Annotated in this window: 20 protein-coding genes and 1 pseudogene; 13 read left to right on the forward strand and 8 right to left on the reverse strand. The window is 66.6% G+C overall.

Features of this window, described 5'->3' with window-relative positions; genetic code table 11:
- The first annotated feature begins 154 nt into the window (after positions 1 to 154).
- From N825_RS22900 to N825_RS22945, 10 genes are all read left to right on the forward strand, one after another.
- Positions 155 to 1075 carry a dioxygenase family protein gene (locus N825_RS22900; RefSeq protein ID WP_051512789.1) on the forward strand — a complete coding sequence of 307 codons (921 nt, stop codon included), beginning with the start codon at positions 155 to 157 and terminating at the stop codon, positions 1073 to 1075.
- Positions 1076 to 1167: 92 nt separating this feature from the next.
- Positions 1168 to 1929 carry an SDR family NAD(P)-dependent oxidoreductase gene (locus tag N825_RS22905; RefSeq protein ID WP_037457434.1) on the forward strand — a complete coding sequence of 254 codons (762 nt, stop codon included), beginning with the start codon at positions 1168 to 1170 and terminating at the stop codon, positions 1927 to 1929.
- Positions 1930 to 1952: 23 nt separating this feature from the next.
- Positions 1953 to 2900 (forward strand): beta-keto acid cleavage family enzyme, encoded by a 948-nt coding sequence (locus tag N825_RS22910; protein ID WP_051512790.1) that lies wholly within the window; start codon positions 1953 to 1955, stop codon positions 2898 to 2900.
- Positions 2897 to 3958 (forward strand): quinone oxidoreductase family protein, encoded by a 1062-nt coding sequence (locus tag N825_RS22915; RefSeq protein ID WP_037457435.1) that lies wholly within the window; start codon positions 2897 to 2899, stop codon positions 3956 to 3958. Before N825_RS22910 ends, N825_RS22915 begins: the two co-directional genes overlap by 4 nt.
- 4 nt (positions 3959 to 3962) lie before the next feature.
- A complete protein-coding gene (locus N825_RS22920; RefSeq protein ID WP_037457436.1) occupies positions 3963 to 4295 on the forward strand; it encodes a cupin domain-containing protein in 333 nt (110 codons plus the stop codon).
- Positions 4296 to 4351: 56 nt separating this feature from the next.
- Complete coding sequence (locus N825_RS22925) at positions 4352 to 5716, forward strand: dicarboxylate/amino acid:cation symporter (protein ID WP_051512791.1); 1365 nt, start codon at positions 4352 to 4354, stop codon at positions 5714 to 5716.
- A 21-nt stretch (positions 5717 to 5737) separates the two neighbouring features.
- Positions 5738 to 6805 (forward strand): maleylacetate reductase, encoded by a 1068-nt coding sequence (locus N825_RS22930; RefSeq protein WP_037457438.1) that lies wholly within the window; start codon positions 5738 to 5740, stop codon positions 6803 to 6805.
- A 264-nt stretch (positions 6806 to 7069) separates the two neighbouring features.
- Positions 7070 to 9181, forward strand: a complete 2112-nt coding sequence (locus N825_RS22935; protein WP_342666041.1) for a methyl-accepting chemotaxis protein — start codon at positions 7070 to 7072, stop codon at positions 9179 to 9181.
- 112 nt (positions 9182 to 9293) lie between these two features.
- The gene (locus tag N825_RS22940; RefSeq protein WP_037457443.1) at positions 9294 to 10355 is read left to right on the forward strand and encodes a permease; all 1062 of its coding nucleotides are present in this window, start codon (positions 9294 to 9296) and stop codon (positions 10353 to 10355) included.
- A 16-nt stretch (positions 10356 to 10371) separates the two neighbouring features.
- Entirely contained in the window at positions 10372 to 10608 is a 237-nt protein-coding gene (locus tag N825_RS22945) for a thioredoxin family protein (RefSeq protein ID WP_037457445.1), read from the forward strand.
- Positions 10609 to 10637: 29 nt separating this feature from the next.
- On the opposite strand, the gene N825_RS22950 is transcribed toward N825_RS22945, so the two are convergent.
- From N825_RS22950 to N825_RS22960, 3 genes are all read right to left on the reverse strand, one after another.
- Positions 10638 to 11732 (reverse strand): nucleotidyltransferase family protein, encoded by a 1095-nt coding sequence (locus N825_RS22950; protein ID WP_037457447.1) that lies wholly within the window; start codon positions 11730 to 11732, stop codon positions 10638 to 10640.
- Between the two features lie 89 nt (positions 11733 to 11821).
- Entirely contained in the window at positions 11822 to 12340 is a 519-nt protein-coding gene (locus N825_RS22955) for a GNAT family N-acetyltransferase (RefSeq protein ID WP_084164992.1), read from the reverse strand.
- Positions 12330 to 13181, reverse strand: a complete 852-nt coding sequence (locus N825_RS22960; protein ID WP_037457547.1) for a phytanoyl-CoA dioxygenase family protein — start codon at positions 13179 to 13181, stop codon at positions 12330 to 12332. The genes N825_RS22955 and N825_RS22960 overlap by 11 nt, the downstream gene beginning before the upstream one ends.
- Before the next feature lie 362 nt (positions 13182 to 13543).
- Between N825_RS22960 and N825_RS22965 the strand changes: the two genes are divergently transcribed.
- Complete coding sequence (locus N825_RS22965) at positions 13544 to 14515, forward strand: LysR substrate-binding domain-containing protein (RefSeq protein WP_051512793.1); 972 nt, start codon at positions 13544 to 13546, stop codon at positions 14513 to 14515.
- Here the strand turns inward: N825_RS22965 and N825_RS22970 are convergent.
- Positions 14435 to 14881 carry a DMT family transporter gene (locus tag N825_RS22970; protein WP_037457449.1) on the reverse strand — a complete coding sequence of 149 codons (447 nt, stop codon included), beginning with the start codon at positions 14879 to 14881 and terminating at the stop codon, positions 14435 to 14437. The two genes, N825_RS22965 and N825_RS22970, sit on opposite strands and share 81 nt — an antisense overlap.
- Before the next feature lie 122 nt (positions 14882 to 15003).
- Between N825_RS22970 and N825_RS22975 the strand changes: the two genes are divergently transcribed.
- Positions 15004 to 15705, forward strand: a complete 702-nt coding sequence (locus tag N825_RS22975) for an SDR family oxidoreductase (protein WP_037457451.1) — start codon at positions 15004 to 15006, stop codon at positions 15703 to 15705.
- A gap of 46 nt (positions 15706 to 15751) precedes the next feature.
- Here the strand turns inward: N825_RS22975 and N825_RS22980 are convergent, their stop codons facing one another.
- Together N825_RS22980 and N825_RS22985 are read right to left on the reverse strand one after the other, a co-directional pair.
- Positions 15752 to 16375, reverse strand: coding sequence for an FMN-binding negative transcriptional regulator (locus N825_RS22980; protein WP_037457452.1), 624 nt, complete (start codon positions 16373 to 16375; stop codon positions 15752 to 15754).
- 45 nt (positions 16376 to 16420) lie between these two features.
- Positions 16421 to 17032: a LysE/ArgO family amino acid transporter gene (locus N825_RS22985; protein ID WP_157619493.1), complete on the reverse strand. Its 612-nt coding sequence runs from the start codon at positions 17030 to 17032 to the stop codon at positions 16421 to 16423.
- A gap of 95 nt (positions 17033 to 17127) precedes the next feature.
- Between N825_RS22985 and N825_RS22990 the strand changes: the two genes are divergently transcribed.
- Positions 17128 to 18006, forward strand: coding sequence for a LysR family transcriptional regulator ArgP (locus tag N825_RS22990; protein WP_037457453.1), 879 nt, complete (start codon positions 17128 to 17130; stop codon positions 18004 to 18006).
- 36 nt (positions 18007 to 18042) lie between these two features.
- On the opposite strand, the pseudogene N825_RS40420 reads toward N825_RS22990, so the two are convergent.
- Together N825_RS40420 and N825_RS23000 are read right to left on the reverse strand one after the other, a co-directional pair.
- Positions 18043 to 19116, reverse strand: a pseudogene (locus N825_RS40420) (MFS transporter); the annotation flags it as partial.
- Positions 19113 to 19661: a TetR/AcrR family transcriptional regulator gene (locus N825_RS23000; protein WP_037457454.1), complete on the reverse strand. Its 549-nt coding sequence runs from the start codon at positions 19659 to 19661 to the stop codon at positions 19113 to 19115. The pseudogene N825_RS40420 and the gene N825_RS23000, both read right to left, overlap by 4 nt.
- Positions 19662 to 19672: the final 11 nt, after the last annotated feature.

The following is a 19672-nucleotide window of genomic DNA, read 5'->3' on the forward strand; positions in this document are numbered from 1 at the left end:
CCAATTTGGGGCCCCATCCGCCCATACCCTAGCGCGGCACAGTGATACCAGACCGGAAATTTCATTAGTTAAAAATATGTTGACGTCGTGCAATCGATTGCACATACTTTGGAAATCGATTGCATAAGACAATTTGGATTGGGAAGGAAACGCCATGAGCGTGCTGGAAACACCGACCCTGCCGACGCGGGAGCGGCCCTCGTCGATCATCACCGACCAGAAATCGGTCACCGCCGTGGTGCTGGCCGCCATGGCGGAAACAGGGAACCTCCGGCTCCGCGAGATCATGGCGGCGCTCGTCCAGCACCTTCACGCCTTCGCCCGCGAGGTCCGCCTGACCGAGGAGGAATACGATATCGGCATCGACTTCCTCAACCGGATCGGTCAGGCGACCCACGACGCCCATAACGAAGGCATCCTGTTCTCCGACGCGATCGGCTTCTCGACGCTGGTCTGCCTGCTCAATAATGGCGACGGCGGAGCGACGGAAACGGCGTCGGCGCTGCTCGGTCCCTTCTGGCGCGAGAACTCACCCCACACCGAAAACGGCGGTTCGATCATCCGCTGCGGGACGGAAGGTCCAGCCCTCATCGTCACCGGCAGGATCATCGACCCCGAGGGCCAACCACTGGAAGGTGTCGAGGTCGATGTCTGGCAAGCCTCGCCGGTCGGCCTCTACGAGAACCAGGACGCGACCCAGGCGGACATGAACCTGCGGGGCAAGTTCACAACGGACAGGCAGGGGTGTTTCCACTTCCGCTCGATCCGTCCCGCCGGCTATCCCGTGCCGACCGACGGTCCGACCGGTGACCTGCTGCGCGCCCAGAACCGCCATCCCTTCCGGCCGGCGCATCTGCATTTCCTGGCCTTCAAGCCGGGCCACAAGACGCTGATCACCCAGATCTTCGTCGACGACGACCAGCACCTCGACACCGATGTCGTATTCGGCGTCACGCGGCACTTGGTCGGCGATTTCCAGCGTCACGATGACGGTTCGGCGATTTGGTACACGCTCGACCACACCTTCGTAATGGAACGGGGTGACTCCAAGCTACCGAAGCCTCCCATCAAGTAAAAATTCAAGTAATCGCTTTCAAATATTGCATTCCCGCGTCGCCATCCTTTGGCGACCCCGAAGAGCTGTCCTCGAACAAGCGAGTTCCCAACATGTCCTATCCCATTTCCCTATCCGGCAAGGTGGCGCTGGTCGTCGGCGGGGCCGGCGGCATCGGCGCCGCCACCAGCCGCATGCTGGCGGAAGCCGGTGCCCGCATCGTCGTGACCCATCTCGACCGGCCGGACTTCGCCACAGCCGCCGCGGGCGTGATCGCGGAACTTCCGGGATCCGGCCATGCCGCGTTTCCCGCCGATGTAGCCGACACCGCCTCCCTCGTCAGGCTGCGCGACTCGATCATCGAACGCCATGGCGGGCTCGACATCCTGATCAACGCGGCGGGCTTCACCAAGCCGGTGCCCCACGCCGATCTGGACGCGTTGGACGACGTGTTGATCGACCAAATGTTCGCGGTCAACTGGCGCGGCCAGTTCGCCACGATCCGCACCATGGCTCCCCTGCTCAAGGCGTCGGGCGATGGACTGGTGGTCTCGATCTCCTCGATCGCCGCCTTCACCGGCGTCGGCTCCTCGATCGCCTACTGCGCCGCCAAGGCTGGCATCGACGTGATGACCAAGGCGCTGGCGCGCGTGATGGCGCCGGAGGTCCGCGTGCTGGCGGTGGCGCCCGGCGTCGTCGACACCGGTTTCGTGCCGGGCCGCGGCGCCGGGTTCAACGACAAGGTCGCGGCTTCCACTCCCCTTCACCGGATCGGCTCCGCCGATGACATCGCCGCCGCCATAACGGCCTGCGCCACCCTGCTGGGCTACTCGACGGGTCATACGATCCAAGTCGATGGCGGCCGGGCCCTCTGATCGAACCGCCAAGGATCCCCGCCATGCGCCCGCCCCGCCGAAAGGTCTTCATCACTTGCGCCATCACCGGCAACCTGACGACGCCGGACCAGACACCCCATCTGCCGATCACGCCGGGCCAGATCGCCGCCTCCGCGCTCGACGCCGCCAAGGCGGGAGCGGCGATCGTCCACCTCCACGTACGGGAACCCGCGACCGGCCGTCCGTCGATGGAGCTGCCGCTCTACCGCGAGGCGGTCGACCGTATCCGCGCGGCCGATCCCGACGTCATCATCAACCTGACCACCGGACCCGGCGGCCGTTTCGTGCCATCCCCGGACGAGCCCAGGGTCGCCGCTCCCGGCACCACGCTGATCGCGCCCGAACTCCGGGTGGCGCACATAGCCGCCCTCCGGCCCGAGATCTGCACGCTCGACCTCAACACCATGAACTCCGGCCGCGAGGTGGTGATCAACACGCCGGACACCGTTCGGCGGATGGCATCGGTCGTCTCCGAAGCCGGGGTTCGGCCCGAGATCGAACTGTTCGATTCCGGCGACATCGCCCTGATGGCCGACCTGATCAAGGACGGCACGCTCGCGGCGCCACCCCTCTGTTCCTTCGTGATGGGTGTCCGCTACGGCTTCCAGCCGTCGATGGAGACGATCCTCTACGCCCGCGGCCTGCTGCCGCCGGATTCCCACTTCACGGCGGTCGGCATCGGCAGGGCCTCGTTTCCGACCGTCGCCTTGTCCTATCTGGCCGGCGGCCACGTCCGGGTCGGGCTGGAGGACGCCGTTTACCTATCGCGTGGCGTGCTGGCTCCGTCCAACGCCGCCCTGGTCGAAAAGGCCCGGCGCATCGTCGAGGATCTGGGCGGCGAGATCGCCAGCCCGGCCGAGGCGCGCGACATCATCGGCCTGATCCCAAATGCCAATCACCCGTCCTCGGATTTCGCGCGCCCAACCTCGCCGTGGAGGAACCGTCCATGACCGCAGCATTCCGTCCCATCGCATCCGCCCGGATCACCGTCGAGGCCAAGGCTCTCCGCCTCGAGGCAAAGGCGGCCGACGCCGCCAGCATCGACCCCGCGATCGGACGCCTGACCCTCTCCATCCCCGAGACTGGCCCCGGAACTGGCCAGGAACCCGGCGAAGTCCTGATCGAGATCAAGGCCGCGGCCGTCAATCCTTCCGACGCCAAGGCCGCCACCGGCCTGATGCCCTACGCGATCTTCCCCCGCACGCCGGGCCGCGACTTCGCCGGCGTGGTGATCGATGGCCCAGCCCACCTGATCGGCCGGGAGGTCTTCGGTTCCTCCGGCGATCTCGGCATCCGGCGCGATGGAACCCACGCCAGCCATCTCGTGGTCGAGGCCGCCGCCGTGGTCGAAAAGCCGGCCGCCATCACGCTCGACGAGGCCGCCGGCATCGGCGTTCCCTTCGTCACGGCGCTGGAGGGCTTCCGCCGCGCCGGTATGCCCAAGCCGGGCGAGACGGTGCTGATCCTTGGCGTCAACGGCAAGGTCGGCCAAGCGGCGGCCCAGATCGCCACGTGGCGCGGCGCCCGCGTCATCGGCGTGGCGCGCAGGCCGGAACCCTACGCCGGCCACGCCGCCGCCCCGATCGATCTCGTCGACAGCTCGGCCGGCGACGTGGCGGCCCGTGTCCTGGAGTCGACCGGAGGCAAGGGCGCGGACATCGTCTTCAACACCGTCGGCGAGCCCTATTACGCCGACGCGGTCAAGTCGCTCGCCAAGCTGGGCCGGCAGATCCTGATCGCCGCCACCCTGAAGCCGGTCGAATTCGACATCTTCGGCTTCTATCGCGGCCGTCACACCTATGTCGGCATCGACACGCTGGCCCTGTCCTCGATCGAGACGGCGGACCTGCTGCTCGAGCTGGTTCCCGGTTTCGCCAGCCGCCAGCTCCGTCCCTTCCCGATCCTCGCCAGCGCCGTCCATCCGCTGGAGCGCGCCGGCGACGCCTATCGCGCCGTGATGGGATCGTCGCGCGACCGCGTGATCCTGCGTCCCGGCCGGGAGGGCTGAGGCCATGCGTATCGTTCGACTGGCCGACGCCCCCGCCTACGAGGCTCCCGGCCACGCGCTGATGCGGATGGCCCGCCTGCAAGGACGCGAGGCCGGTCCCTCGACCAGCCTGTGGCTGGGATTGTCCCGCATCGCGCCCGGCGGAGGCACCACGCTGGACGCCTCCGCCCTGGAGAAGATGTACGTCGTCCTGGAGGGCGAGGTCGTCATCTCCAACGGTCGGGAGGAAGCGACGCTCCACCCCTGGGATTCCTGCCGGATCGCGCCCCACGAGGAGCGGCGGCTCGCCAACCTGACCGATCGGGAGGCGGTGATCCTGCTCGCGATGCCGGTTTGAGAGACACCCGCCGACGACAAACGCCCCCATAACCAAACAACGACAGGAGGAACGCCATGGCGATCGCCATTCGCGCCCAGCGCGGCAAGCCGTTTTACAAGGTTCTGTACGTTCAGGTATTGATCGGCATCACGTTGGGGATCGCGCTGGGGCACTTCGAGCCGGACCTCGCGATCGACATGAAGCCCTTGGGCGACGCCTTCATCAAGCTGATCAAGATGGTGATCGGCCTCGTCATCTTCTGCACCGTCGTGTCCGGCATCGCCGGGATGAGCGACATGAAGAAGGTCGGCAGGGTAGGGGGCAAGGCGCTGCTCTACTTCGAGGTCGTCTCGACGATCGCGCTCGCCATTGGTCTGTTGGTTGGCAACTGGCTGAAGCCCGGCGCCGGGTTCAACGCCGACCCGACCAAGCTGGACGCCAAGGCGGTCGCCCAATACGCCGGCAAGGCCAGCGAGCAGACCATCACCGAGTTCCTGCTCAATGTCGTGCCCAACACGGTGATGGACGCCTTCGCCAGGGGCGATATCCTGCCGATCGTGCTGGTCTCCATCCTGTTCGGTGTGGTCCTCTCCAAGCTGGGCGACGCTGGCAAGCCGGTGCGCGACATCATCGACGGCGGCAGTAAATTGGTGTTCGGCGCCATCGGCCTCATCATGAAGCTCGCCCCGGTCGGCGCGTTCGGCGCTATGGCCTTCACCATCGGCAAATACGGCGTCGGCTCACTCGGCCCGCTGGCCTTTCTGATCGGCACCTTCTACCTGACCTCGATCGTCTTCGTTCTCGGCGTGCTGGGGATCATCGCCCGGCTGTCCGGCTTCAGCATCCTCAAGTTCCTGTCATACATCAAAGAGGAGATCCTGATCGTCCTCGGCACGTCGTCATCGGACTCGGCGCTGCCGTCGCTGATGGCGAAGCTGGAGCGGCTGGGGTGCTCGAAGCCGGTCGTCGGCCTGGTGGTCCCCACCGGCTACGTCTTCAACACCGATGGCACCAGCATCTACATGACCCTAGCGGCCCTGTTCGTGGCGCAGGCGACCAACACCGATCTGACACTGACGCAGCAGCTGGCGCTGTTCGCGGTCGCCATGCTGACCTCCAAGGGGGCCAGCGGAGTGACCGGCGCATCCTTCATAGCCTTGGTCGGCACGCTGTCGGTCGTGCCAACCATTCCCGTCGCCGGCATGGCGTTGATCCTGGGTATTGACCGCTTCATGAGCGAGGCGCGGGCCCTGGTCAACATGATCGGAAATGGTGTCGCCACGGTGGTGATGGCACGATGGGAAGGCGAACTGGACCAAGACCGGATGACCGCCGTCCTCGATGGGCACTGGATCGAGCCCGAGCCCGTCCTCGACGACGCCGACCTTGGTTTCGGCGGCGGCACCACCCCCGCCCTGGCGATGCGGAAGAGTTCCTGAGAGCGTGATCGGAGATCCGGCATGACCACCGCCCCCTTCATCCACCAATCCCTGCCCGGCCGCGTCGTGTTCGGCCCCGGCAGCCTCGCCCACCTACCCGCCGAAGCCGAGCGCCTGGGATTGCGCCGGGTGCTGGTCCTGTCCACGCCCGGCCAGCGTGGATTGGCGGAGGAGGCGGCGCGTCTGCTGGGAGACGCCGCCGCCGGCGTCCACGATCGGGCCGTGATGCATGTTCCCGCGGAGACGGCACGGGCGGCCTTCGCCCGGGTGGCGGACCTGCGGGCCGACGGCTGCGTCGCGATCGGCGGCGGCTCGACCGTCGGGCTCGGCAAGGCGATCGCCCTGGAGACGGGTCTTCCGGTCATCGCCGTGCCGACCACCTACGCCGGATCGGAGATGACGCCGATCTGGGGCATGACGGAGGGAGGATTGAAGACGACGGGCAGGGACCCCCGCGTCCTGCCACGCGCCGTCATTTACGACCCCCTGCTGACACTCCGCCTGCCCGCGGACATCTCGGGAACCAGCGGCATCAACGCGATTGCCCACTGCGTCGAGGCGCTGTATTCCGACACCGCCAATCCCATGACCTCCCTGATGGCGGAGGAGGGCGTCCGCGCCCTCGCCTCAAGCCTCCCGCAAGTGGTTCGCGTCCCCGACGACATCGCCGCCCGGTCCGACGCGCTGTACGGCGCTTGGCTGGGCGGTTCCGTCCTGGGCACGGTCGGCATGGCGATCCACCACAAGCTTTGCCACACCCTGGGCGGCACCCTGAACCTGCCCCACGCCGAAACCCACACCATCGTCCTGCCGCACGCGGCCAGCTTCAACCGGGACGCGGCACCCGAGGCCATGGCGCGGGTGGCGAGGGCGTTGGGTGTGTCGGACGCCCCCACCGGCTTGTTCGATCTGGCTGTCGCGGTCGGCGCCAAGACGGCCCTAAAGGACATCGGCATGCGGGAGGACGACATCGGCCGTGTCGCCAATCTCGTCATGCGCAACCGCTATCACAATCCAAGGCCGGTCACCCTGGAGGATGTCCGGGCGCTTCTAACCGACGCCTACCATGGTGTCTTGAACAGAAGATAATTAAGTTACGTGGGGCTGCACGAAATTGCCATCGGTGCGTAATTTAATAATAGGACTCACCAAGTAATACAGCATAGATCCAAAGTTATTGTTCTAAGGAATAACCCTAAAATTAATAATCAAGAAAGCATTAGAGCCCAGATTTCATTTCAACAAAAATAAACTCCCTCACAAATACCAGCTAGAGTGCGACGCATGCAAATCAGGTCCATTCAAGCGAAGATCGCGGCTTTATCAGGCCTGTGTCTCGCCGGAACAGTCGCGGTGCTCGTTGTCTTCGGTGTCGCCTCCAGCGGCGCCACCAACGATTTCGTCGAAGACAACGTCTCGCGCATCCTTGACCAGAAATCGCGGGAGTCCCTGCAGAACCTGGCCTCCACCCAGGCGGGCCTGATCCGGTCCGAATTCGAAGCGGCGCTCGACGCGGCTCGCACCATGGCGCACGGCTTCGCGACGGTCGTCTCCTCCGCCGACGGCGGTAATGTTCCGGTGGACAAGCGGCGCCAGTTCCTCAACGGCATCCTGTTCAACGTGCTGGAGAACAACAAGCAGTTCAACGGCACCTATTCCGCGTGGGAGCCCAACGCGCTGGATGGCGCCGACGACGCGTTCCGCGGCCGCAAGGAAACCGGAACCGACGGCACAGGCCGGTTCATTCCCTATTGGAACCGGGACCAGGACGGCAGGATCGCCATGCAGCCGCTGGTCGAATATGACAGCAGCGAGCGCCATCCCAACGGCGTAATGAAAGGCGGCTGGTACATCGGGCCGCACGATACCGGCAAGGAAAGCGTGCTCGACCCGCTGCCCTACATCGTTCAGGGCAAGTCGGTCTTCCTCGCCACGCTGTCCGTCCCGATCATGGCGAACGGCAAATTCCAGGGTGTCGCCGGCGCCGACTTCAACCTCGACTTCGCCCAGCAATTGACCACCAAGGTCAGCAAGGCCGTGTTCGACGGGCGTAGCGAAGTGATCATCATCAGCAACATGGGCCTGATCGTGGCGCACAGCGCCCGGCCCGACCTGATCGGCAAGCCGCTCTCCAGCATCAACACCTCCTGGACGCAGGATCTCTCGCTCGTCCAAGGCGGCAAGGCGCGCGTCGATGTCCAGTCCGAGACTGGCATGCTGCGCACTTTCGCCCCCATCCAGTTGGGCGCCACGGGCAAGCCTTGGTCGGTGCTGGTCCAGGTCCCCCAGGACGTGGTGATGGCCGACGCCCATGCCCTCAACGACGCCCTGAGCGACCGGGCCAACAACTCGGCCATCTGGCAGGTCCTGGTCGGCTTGATCGTCACCCTGGCCGCCGTCGGGTTGATGTGGCTGATGGCGCGCGGCATCGCCCGTCCGATCCGCGCCAGCGTCCGCTTCGCCGAAGGCATCGCCGCCGGCCACTTCGACCAGACGCTGGATGTCAGGCAAGCTGACGAGATCGGCACGCTGGCCGAGGCGCTGCGCAAGATGCTGGATGACCTGAAGCGCATGATCGCCCAGCGCGCCGACGACACGGCGCGGGCGGAAGCGGAACGCCGGGCCTCGATGCTCCAACTGGCGGATGATTTGGAAGCCAGCGTGATGAACGTCGTCGAAGGGGTCGATGGCGCCGCCCGGACCATGAGCGGCACGGCACAGGCGATGACGGCCACGGCGACCCAGACCAGCCAGCAGGCCGGGACCGTGGCGACGGCGTCGGACAACGCCAACACCAACGTCCAGACCGTCGCCGCCGCGACCGAGGAGCTATCGGGCTCGATCCGTGAGATCAGCGAGCAGGTCAACCGTTCCGCCCAAATCGCCCGGCAGGCTCTGACATCCGCCCAGGACGCCAACGGGCAGGTGCTTGGTCTCACCGCGGCGGCCGAGAAGATCGGCGCCGTCGTGCAGTTGATCCAGGACATCGCCAGCCAGACCAATCTTCTGGCGCTGAACGCGACGATCGAGGCGGCCCGCGCGGGCGAGGCCGGCAAGGGCTTCGCCGTGGTGGCGGGAGAGGTCAAGAACCTCGCCAACCAGACCGCCAAGGCGACCGAGGAGATCGCTGGCCAAGTCGCCGACATGCAGCGCGTCACCAACGACACCGCGACGGTGATCCGCGATATCGGCGGTGTCATCGCCCAGATCGACGACACCGCGACGAACATCGCGGCGGCGGTCGAGCAGCAAAACACCGCGACCCTGGAAATCGCCCGCGCCGTCCAGGACGCCGCGGCCGGCACCCAGGAGGTAACCGCCAACATCTCCGGCGTCAGCGCCGCCGCCGCCGAAACCGGCAAATCCGCCCAACAGGTCCTGTCGGTCTCCAACCAGCTGGCCGACTCGTCCGGCGAACTCCGCGGCGTCGTCCAGGCCTTCCTCGCCAAGGTCCGCGCCGCCTGATCGTTCCCACGCGGCCGCGAACAAGCCCCGTCGACCCCACTCGGCATTGATCGACGTCAATGCCGGCGGACGCCCGCCGGCGTAGGATCGGAACCCTGACACGGAGGGTTCCATGGCCACGGTCGAGCTTCCCGCATCCCCTGGCGAGCGCACCACGCGGACCGCCCTCTGGCTCGCCGGCACGGCGGCTTTCCTGGTCGTCTGGGTGCTCGCCTATGGTCAACTCGTCCCCGTCTCGGACTGGGCGGTCGCCCAATTGCCGCTCGACCCGGGTAGCCACGCCCACGAGGCGGTGCGCTTCTTCCTGTACGACACTCCCAAGGTGATGCTGCTCCTGACGCTCGTCGTCTTCGGCATGGGCATCGTCCGCAGCTTCTTCTCGCCGGAACGCACGCGGGCCCTGCTGGCGGGGCGGCGGGAGGGGATGGGCAACGTGGCGGCGGCAACGCTCGGCATCGTGACGCCGTTCTGCTCCTGCTCGGCCGTGCCGCTCTTCCTCGGCTTCGTGTCCGCCGGTGTGCCGCTCGGCGTCACCTTCTCGTTCCTGATCGCGGCGCCGATGGTCAACGAGGTGGCACTGGGCCTGCTCCTCGCCACGTTCGGCTGGACGGTGGCGGCCACATATCTCGGCTTCGGGCTCGGCGTCGCCATCGTCTCGGGCTGGGTGATCGGCCGACTGCGCCTGGAAGGCTGGTTGGAACCCTGGGTGCGGGAGCTGCGCGCCGGCGCCGTGGATTTGCCGGTGGAGGTCCTGAAAGTGGTGGACCGCATCCGCGCCGGGATCGACGCGGTGCGCGAGATCGTCGGGCGCGTCTGGATGTGGATCATCGCCGGCATCGCGGTCGGCGCCTTCATCCACGGCTACGTCCCGGCGGATCTGCTGGCCGGGGTGATGGGTAAGGACGCCTGGTGGTCGGTCCCCGCCGCCGTGGCGCTCGGCATCCCGATGTACTCGAACGCCGCCGGCATCATCCCGGTGGTGGAGGCGCTGATCGGCAAGGGCGCCGCCCTCGGCACCGTGCTGGCCTTCATGATGAGCGTGATCGCCCTGTCGCTGCCCGAGATGATTATCCTCCGCAAGGTGCTGAGCGTGAGGCTGATCGCCGTGTTCGTCGGCGTCGTCGGTCTTGGCATCCTGGCGGTCGGCTTCCTCTTCAACCTGCTGTTCGCGTGACGCGAGGGAGAACCCCATGAAACAGGTCAAGGTCCTTGGTCCCGGCTGCAAGCGGTGCGAGACGACCGCGGAGATGGTCAAGGCGGAGGCCATCAAGCTCGGCATCGCCGTCCATGTCGAGAAGGTCACCGACTACGCGGAGATCGCCAGATACGGCATCGTCTCGACACCGGGCATCGTGATCGACGGCAAGGTGGTTCACGCCGGTGGCCTGCCCAAGGCGGAGGATCTGGCGCGCTGGCTCGCCGCCTGATCGGCCATCGCGCCGATCACCCTCGAGGATTAGGAGAACCCAAACCTCTCGCCACCGATGCCCATTTCCCGGCCCGCGATCGACATGCAACCGGCGAGCGTCTCGCGGGCGCGGTCCGGGAGCGTGGCCTTGCCTTTCCTCAACGCGTCCCGCCAGGAGGGCCCTCGCTCCCAGGCTTCGATCCACGCCTCGGCCAGATCGAGATGGCGGCGCTTCACCCGCATGACTTCGATAAGCTCGGCCGCCTGTGAGATGTCCTTGTCCCGCTTGGCGCCATAATCGTCGGCGCTTCGTCGCTGGGTCGCCACGATCAGCTTGTGAACGGCGTATCGTTCCGGCCGCGGCACCGTTACCGGGATGCCCGCCCCATGAAGGAGTATCGCCCGCACGGGATCGTGGATCAGATAATCAAGATAGCGCGGGGGTTGCGCACTCCTGTCGGACCCCAGTGGCGGCATCCCGGCGGCGCGGTCCTGATACTCATCCTTGCTTCTATTCGGAGTCAGGAACTCGACGCGAAATCCATCCTTGTTGGCGAAGGCGATAATCTTGGTCGGATCATTCCGGTCGGCCACGCCCTGGAATGTTGGGTCTAGAACGCGCAGTCCCTCGCCGAGGGGAGTCATGGCCTCATCATCGCCGATCCCCACCGAAACGCTGTGGTATTGCGCGAAATCGGCATCCTTCGTCATCTCAGGGCGAAGGATGACACCCAGCATCGGACCGTAGCATTGATAAGCGACGGTTCCGACGAGAACGCACCGAAGCCGGAACAACCCGGCTTTGCGAAGAACGTTGACCACTTCGGCGACGAAGGGGTCGGGTCCGGTCACACCAGCACCTCGAAGTGCCGCAACCAACTGGCGCCGGCCCATGAAATCAGATTTCAAGCTTTTGAACCGTTCAACCCGTCCATCCAGTTCGGGATCGGAAGGTCCAACATACTTCTGGTATTTCTTGCCGATGGCTTTGTCATAGCCGTTGTAATACCAGTACTGGCGGCCTTTGATCGTCCGGATACCGAATGTGCCGTTCTCTGGGAAATCCGTCTCGAATTCCGCGTCCATGCCCTGTTGCAGCAGTTGGGTGTAGATCGTGGACACGGTCAGATCAAGCTCGCGCATCCCTAAGGCTCCCAGTACGATCACTCAGTTACAGGTAATTCGCGAATTTACCTGTAACTGGGAGCCTTGTCACGCCAACACGTGATTTCCTACCCGCCGTCACCCAGGACCTTGCGCATGAAGACCGTCCCAGCCACGGGAGTGTCGTAATACGCTTCCATCGGTTCGAACCCGAACTTCCGGTACAGCGCCAGGGCTCCCGCCATGGTCGGCAGGGTGTCCAGCCTCATCTCGCGATAGCCGATCCGCTCCGCCTCCCCGATGACGGTGTTGACCATGCTTTCGCCGAGCCCGAGGCCCCGGCCTTCGGGAGCGACGTAGAGGCGCTTCATCTCGCACCAATCGGGAAACCGCAAGGGCCGCAACCCGACGCATCCTATCGGCGTGCCGTTTCGCTGGGCGAGCAGCAGCGTCCCGGCCGGCGGCGCGTATTTTCCCGGCATCGCCAGCATCTCGGCTTCGAAGTCCTGATAGGACAGGTCGATATCGAGCGACGACGCGTAGGCGCTGAACAGCCTGACCACGGCGGCCAGATCGTCGGCCGTCCGCACGGCGGCGATCTCGAATCCGGCGGGTGGTTCAAGCGACGCGGGCGGTTCAAGCGACATAATGCGGTTCGGGCCGTTCCAGCAACTGCTCGTAATGCACCAGGACCGGCGCTCCGAGGGGGCAGGGGAGGCCATCCCTCCAAGCCCATTCTCCCCGGTCGCAATCCGCCGCGCGGACATAGCCGTTCAAATAGAACCGACGGTCGAGAAGGCCGCGGTTGCGACCGGAGCCATGGATCAGGAACGGGTTCCAGAACGCCACGTCGCCTGGTTCCAGCAGGATGTCGGTCAATCCGGCCGGGTCCAATCCCGCCAGCGCCAGCGCGTCCTCCGGCGCGCCGTCGCCCATCACGGCTCCCGACCCAAGATCCACCAAGCCGAGCCGATGGCTTCCCGGCAGGACCCGAAGCGCGCCGCTCTCCACCGTGTGCGGATCGACCGCGATGCCGGTCTGGACATAGCTGGTGGCGAGATCGCGGTAACAGGACGGTGGTTTGCGGAACCGGGCGTCCTGGTGGAAGGCGAAATCGGAGGCCTGCGAGCCAGCCTGCTTCCAATGAAGCTGGTTGATGATCTGCTTGATGTCGCTCCCCAGCAGGGGCGCCAGAAGCCGGTAAAGCCTCATATCGGTGCGGAACGCCGCCAGCGCCGCGTCCGTGTAGGACGGCCACTGGACCATCTTGACGATCCTGCCCAAGCCGGCGTCGGATCCCAGGCGGACCATCAGGTTTCCGTGACGGAAGTCGCCGGGATGGGTCAGGCCCGCGATGTATTGGCGGTCGAAGGCGGCGGCGAGTTCCGCGACGTCGGCGGCGTCGAAGACACCCCGGACCACCGCGAAGCCCTGGCGTTGGTAATCCGCGAGATGATCCCCGGCATCGGCGGTGCCGTTCAGGTTCATCGTCAAGCCGATCACTCCCCAATCGTTCGCTCCAGCCATTGTACGGAGATTATCGATTCCCGTCCATCCGGACAACGGGGCGGCCCGATATCGGGTGAGAGCTTGTCTGGACTGGCTCACCCTCTTCGACGGCACGGTCCGGCGTGACGGAACGGCGCCCACCCGGTGCGGCGGGCGGACCACCCAACGGCGAACTGAACGTCAGCAGCAAGAGCGTATCGATGATCGGTGAGTACAGCCGCCACATCTTGGCCTCCCAAAAAGAAGCCACTGTGCCGACCCCTGGCGTTCCGGCTCAAACGAGTTTATCGTCGGCCTCGCATTACGTCAGGTTATCCTAACCATCGTTGGAGGATCGCCCCATGTCACGCCATCTGCCGACGCTGACGGCGCTCCGCGCGTTCGAGGCGGCGGCGCGTCATCTCAGCTTCACCAAGGCGGCGGAGGAGCTGTTCATCACCCAGGCCGCCGTCAGCCGTCAGGTCCGGGAGCTGGAGACTTGGCTGGGCAAGCCGCTGTTCCGCCGCCTGCATAGGCAGGTCGCGCTGACCGAGGACGGTGCCGTGCTCGGCGGACACCTCACCGAAAGCCTGGACGGGCTGGCCCGCATCATCCAGTCCGTCAAGGACCCGGCCTCCCTCAGCCTGCGCGTTAGCGTCGAACCGGCCCTGGCGGCACGCTGGCTGGTTCCCCGCCTTGGCCGCTTCCGGGCGCTCCATCCCGGCGTCGAGCTTTCCGTCAGCAGTTCCGCGTCGCTGGCCCGCCTGGGCGCGGACGCCGATCTGGCGATCCGCTGGTCGCTCGACCGCACGGAATGGCGGGGAACCACCGCGTCGCCGCTGGGCGAGGTCGATGCTTTTCCGGTCATGGCGCCGTCCGTCCGCGACCAGTCGCCAAGCTTGGAAACGCCGGCCGATCTGGCGTGCCGCACGCTGCTGTCCGAGGACGACCGCAGCCACTGGATCCAATGGTTCGTGGCCGCCGGCGTGGAGGGGGTGACGGTGCCGAGGGGCCCCCTGTTCAACGACCTATCCCTGGCGATCGAGGCCGCCATCCGGGGCGAGGGGGTGGCCTTGGCCGAACCGGCGCTGGTGGCGGAGGATCTGGCGTCGGGCCGTCTGGTCCGGCCCTTCCCGCAGTCGACCCGGCTGGGTGCCTACTGGCTCGTCACGCCCACCATCTCCCTCGCCGGCCCCCTCGCCGGACCCGCCGCCGATTTCGCCGACTGGGTCAGGCGGGAGATGGCGGAAACCCTAGCGCCGGATCAGGACCACGCCGCCGATCAGCAGGGCGACGCCGATCACGCGCGGCAGGTCGATGGACCGCTGGGTTAGGCCCAGAACCCCGAAATGGTCGAACACCAAGGAGCCCAGCATCTGGCCGGCGATCAGCAGGGCGATGAAGGTGGCGGCTCCTATCCGGGGCACCAATAGGATCGACAGGGCGATGAAGATGGCGCCGAAGATGCCGCCGCTCCAAGCCCACCACGGGATCCGCCCCGCGACGCTGGCCGAGGGAACCGGATCGCGGAGGATCATGGCGAAGACCACCATGCACAAGGTGCCGACGAAGTAGCTGACGAAGCCGGCCCAGGCGGCGGAGCCCAGGGAGAATCTCAGGTTGGAGTTCAGCGCCTGCTGGATGACGATGCTGACCCCGGCGATGAACGCCAGGGCGATGGGGAACAACGACGTGGGCATGGGAGACTTTCAGGAGGGGAGGATGAGCCTGCGGGTTGGAGTTTACTATCGGTGGGCACCCAACCATCAATGCCATACATTTCCCAGCGTGAAGCTTCGATGGACATCAGGGAGATCGTGTCATGGACGAGAAGGTCGCCATCGTCACCGCGGGTGGCAGCGGCATGGGAGCGGCGGCTGCGCGCCGTCTGGCCGCCGACGGGTTCAAGGTCGCCATCCTGTCCTCCTCCGGCAAGGGCGAGGCCTTGGCCCAGGATTTGGGCGGCATCGGCGTCACGGGATCGAACCAATCCACCGACGACCTGAAGCGCTTGGTCGATCAGGTGATGGACCGATGGGGTCGGATCGACGCGCTGGTCAACAGCGCCGGCCATGGTCCGCGGGCGAAGCTGCTGGAGCTGACCGACGAGGACTGGCACCGGGGGATCGAGGTCTATTTCCTAAACGTGGTCCGCGCGGCGCGCTTGGTCACGCCGGTCATGGTCAGCCAGAAATCCGGCGCCATCATCAACATCTCGACCGCCTGGGCCTTCGAGCCCAGCGCTATGTTCCCCACTTCGGCCGTCGCTCGGGCCGGGCTGGCGGCCTACACCAAATTATTCGCCGACGAATACGCCGCCCTCAATGTCCGGATGAACAATGTCCTGCCCGGCTGGATCGACAGCCTGCCCGCGACCGAGGAGCGACGGCAGGGCGTCCCGATGGGCCGCTACGGCCGCGGCGACGAGATCGCGGCCACGATAGCCTTCCTCGCCTCCGACGGCGCCGGCTACATCACCGGCCAGAACATCCGGGTCGACGGCGGTCTTATGCGCTCGGTGTGACGATCGCGACCGACCGCCGCGCGATCCGACGTCATTCCGGCCGGCGTCATTCGGGTATGAGGGCGGCGGCTTCGCGGTCCCGCGGGTCGTCGCTTCCGGCCAGCCCCTCTCTCACCGTGGCCCGGTCCACCGCGACGCGGTTCTGGCTCATCTTCCGTTTCGCCTCGAGCCGGGCGATGGGCAGCCGGACGCCGACGATGCCGCCCAATTGCGCGCGGACGAAATCGGGTGGCGCGTCGGCAACGGCCCAAGGCCGCGGGCGCGGCGCCTCGTGGAGGGTGGTCAGGCGCGTCACGACATCCAGAAGCCGGTCGGAGTCCTCGAAGAACTCGACCGGACCGTGGGCATGGATCGTGACGTAGTTCCAGGTTGGAACGACCTTGCCGTCCCGGCTCTTGCCCTCGTACCAGGAGGGGGTGACATAGGCGTCCGGCCCCATGAAGATCGCCAAGGCCTCACCGACCGGCGCTTCCCTCCACTGCGGGTTCGCCTTCGCCACGTGCCCGTAGAGTGTGCCCCAGTCACCCTCGCCGGCGTCGAGCATCAGGGGCAGCGGCGTGCAGAGCAGACCGCCGGCCGTCGACGTGACCAGATTGGCGAGTCTGACCGCCCGCATCGCCTCGTGGATGAAGGGCAGGTCGGTCTCGCGGAACGCGAGGGGAATGTACATTCTGATTTCCTCGATAGGGTGGGGCAGGGACCTCGCGTCCGCGGATCATGTCACCAGCGTCGCGGCGATCGCGCACATGACGACGCCGATGCCGACATCCAGCACCCGCCATGCGCCGGGCCGCGCGAAGACGGGACGCAACAGGCGCGCGCCATAGCCCAGCGAGAAGAAGAAGACGAAGGACGCCGTCATCGCTCCAAGCGCGAAAAAACCTTTGTTGGCCGCAAACTGTGTGGACACGGAACCCAGCAGTACCACCGTGTCCAAGTAGACGTGCGGGTTCAGCCACGTCAAGGCCAGACACGTGGCCAGCGTGGCACCCAGGCTGGCGGGAATCGCGTCGGCCGGCGTGAGCGCGTTTCCCGACCGAAAGGCCGCCCAGAAGCTGCGCGCACCATAGGCCAGCAGGAAGGCGGCACCGGCATACCGTGTCGCCGTTTCGAGCCAGGGCACCCACTCGCTCGCTTGGGCGAAGCCGCCGACCCCCAGCAGGATCAGCAAGGCGTCCGATACCGCGCAGGTCAGGCAAACCGGCAGCACGTGCTCGCCACGCAATCCTTGGCGCAGCACGAAGGCGTTCTGCGCGCCGATGGCGACGATCAGGCTGAACCCCAGCAGCAGGCCGGGCAGGAAGGCGGGCAGGAAAGTGGAGGACATGGCGGGTCACCTCGGTCGCGGAGGCGGCTTCACTAACACGCTGGACCGGTTTAGCATGATTAAAGATATTGAGCCAAGTTAAGGAACGCTAAACCGTGCTGGACTACGCCCTCCTCGCCGCCTTGGCGGCCGTCATCCGCGGCGGCAGCTTCGAACGGGCCGCCCGCCAGCTCCACGTCACCCCCTCGGCGGTGTCACAGCGCGTCAAGCTTCTGGAGGAACGGCTGGGAACCATCCTGGTGGTGCGCGGCACCCCCTGCGTCGGCACTCCAGCCGGACAACGCCTGTGCCAGCACGTGGAACAGGTGGCGTTGCTGGAGAGCGAGCTGCGCCACGAACTTCCAGGCATCCAGGATTCAGGACCGCCAGTGACCCTGCGCATCGCGGTCAACGCGGACAGCCTCGCCACGTGGTTCGTCACCGCCATGGCCGAGACGCGGGATTGCCTGTTCGACCTCGTCATCGACGACCAGGAGCACAGCGCCGACTGGCTGTGCCGGGGCGAGGTGCTGGCGGCGGTGACCTCCGGCGTCAAGCCGGTGCAAGGCTGTGACAGCACCCCATTGGGTGCGTTGCGCTACATCGCGACCGCCAGTCCGGACTTCATCCGCCGGCACTTCCCCGAAGGGGTGCGGGATGGCTCCCTGGCGCTGGCGCCCCGCCTGACCTTCGACGGCAAGGACCAGTTGCAGGCACAGTGGACACGGCAGGTTTTCGGAACGGAGATCACGTCGGCCACCCATTGGCTGCCGTCGTCCCAGGCGTTCATCGATGCCGCCTTGGCCGGATTGGGATGGGGGATGAATCCCGAGATGCTGGTCGCCGAACATTTGCGCGACGGCCGTCTAATCGCCTTGATCCCCGATCAGCCGCTCGACGTGCCGCTGTTCTGGCAGCGCAGCCGCATCGCCAGCGGGCGTCTGGCCGACACCACGCGGGCGGTTCTCCGCACGGCGGGCTCCATGTTGCGGTGACCACACCGCGGCGCTTCCCATGATCGCGGCGAAGGCGCCAAGCGCGGTCCAGCTCCCCGCCGCGTCCAGCACGGTCCCGAACAGCGGCGCCCCCGCCGTCTGCCCCAGAGCCACCATCAGGAATGGTAGACCCAGGCCGAAGTCCGGGCGGTCGGAAAACAGCCCGATTCCCCACAATAGGAAAGCGCCGCTCGACACGATATAGGCCGCGCCGAACAAGCCCATCACGCCGAAGGCCAACACGGGAGCGAGGGACGCCGCGCCGAGCCCGATCAGCGCCAGGGCCATGGCGAACAGCGCCGAGAGGTGGACCGGCCCGATCCCGAAGCGAAGGGTGAGCAGGCCGGTCGTGGCCCCCGCGAGACCGGCCGCCCCCAGGACGATCCAGGCGAGGGCGATCCGGTTATCGGCGAATCCCATCCCGTCGCGCAGGATGTTGGCGCCGAAGGTCCAGATCGCGGTGCTGGCCGCCCCCATCAGGAACGCGCTGGCGCACAACCCCACGACACCGGGACGCCTCAGATCCGCGACCGACGGGACGGCCGATGTCCGGTCCCGGGACGGCGCTGGCAGGGCGAACCACAGCCAGACCGTCACCGCGGCGCCAATCCCCGCGAACAGCGCGTAGAGTTCGCGCCAAGCTCCGGCTGATACCATCACCGCCACGCCGGACAGGATGATCCCGGCGGCGGTGCCGGCGTTGATGGCGCCGTTCGCCTTCGGGCGCGCCACCTCGTCCAGGCATCGCCCGACGGCCGCGGCGAGCGGTGGGGAGGTCAGCCCCGTGCTCAGCCCCGCCAGAGCCATCGCCAGCCCGAGGTTCCAGCCCGATGACGCGACCGCGACGAGCGCCAGTCCCGAGGTCGCGGTCAGGCCGGCCAGGACCGCCAGCAACCTTTCGCCGAGCCGGGCGCCGGCCATCAAAGCGAAGACGATGCCAAGACAGTAAGCCGCGAAGGCGCCACCGCCGATCCATCCGGCCCCGGCGGCGTCCAGGGAAAGGTCCTGCCGGATCTGTGGCAGCAGCAGCCCATAGGCGAAGCGCGCCAGACCATAGCTCAGCGCGGTGAGCGCGAAGGCGGCCGCGACCAGATTGATCCGTCCCCTCACCGCGACCGGCCCCGCGCATCCTCGACCAGGACGCCGGCCGCCCGTTTGGCTAGACCTACGACCGAGATGTCGGCGACGCTGGCGGCGGCGGTCGCCCCCTCGAAGAGAATCCAGATCTGCGTGGCGAGACCGGTATCGGCGGAGCCCAGCGCCATCTCGACCCGGCGGGCGATCTCCCGCTCGAATTCCTCTTTCTGGCGCCTGACGAGGGCAACGACATCCTCGTTGGCCCCGGCGTATTCACCCTGCGCCCGCAGGAGCATGCAACCCCGCGCGCCATGCTCGACCAGCCATCGCTCCAGCGTGTCGAACAACCCGCCGATGGGGTCCGCATCGCCGCCGCTCCGTGCGAGCCGATCCATGAAGTCGCGGTGCCGCTCCTCCAGCACCGCCAGCACCAACCCGTCGCGCGAGCCGAAATGCTTGTAGAGCGTGCGGGTCGAGGCTCCGGAGGGGGCGAGGATGCCGTCGACGCCGATGCCTCGGAAACCCCCGGCGTCGAACACGCGGGCCGCCGCCGCGATCATGTCAGTGCGCTTGTCCATGCGCCTGAATG

Origin of the sequence: Skermanella stibiiresistens SB22 (genome assembly GCF_000576635.1) — a bacterium.
GTDB classification, from domain to species: Bacteria; Pseudomonadota; Alphaproteobacteria; order Azospirillales; family Azospirillaceae; genus Skermanella; species Skermanella stibiiresistens.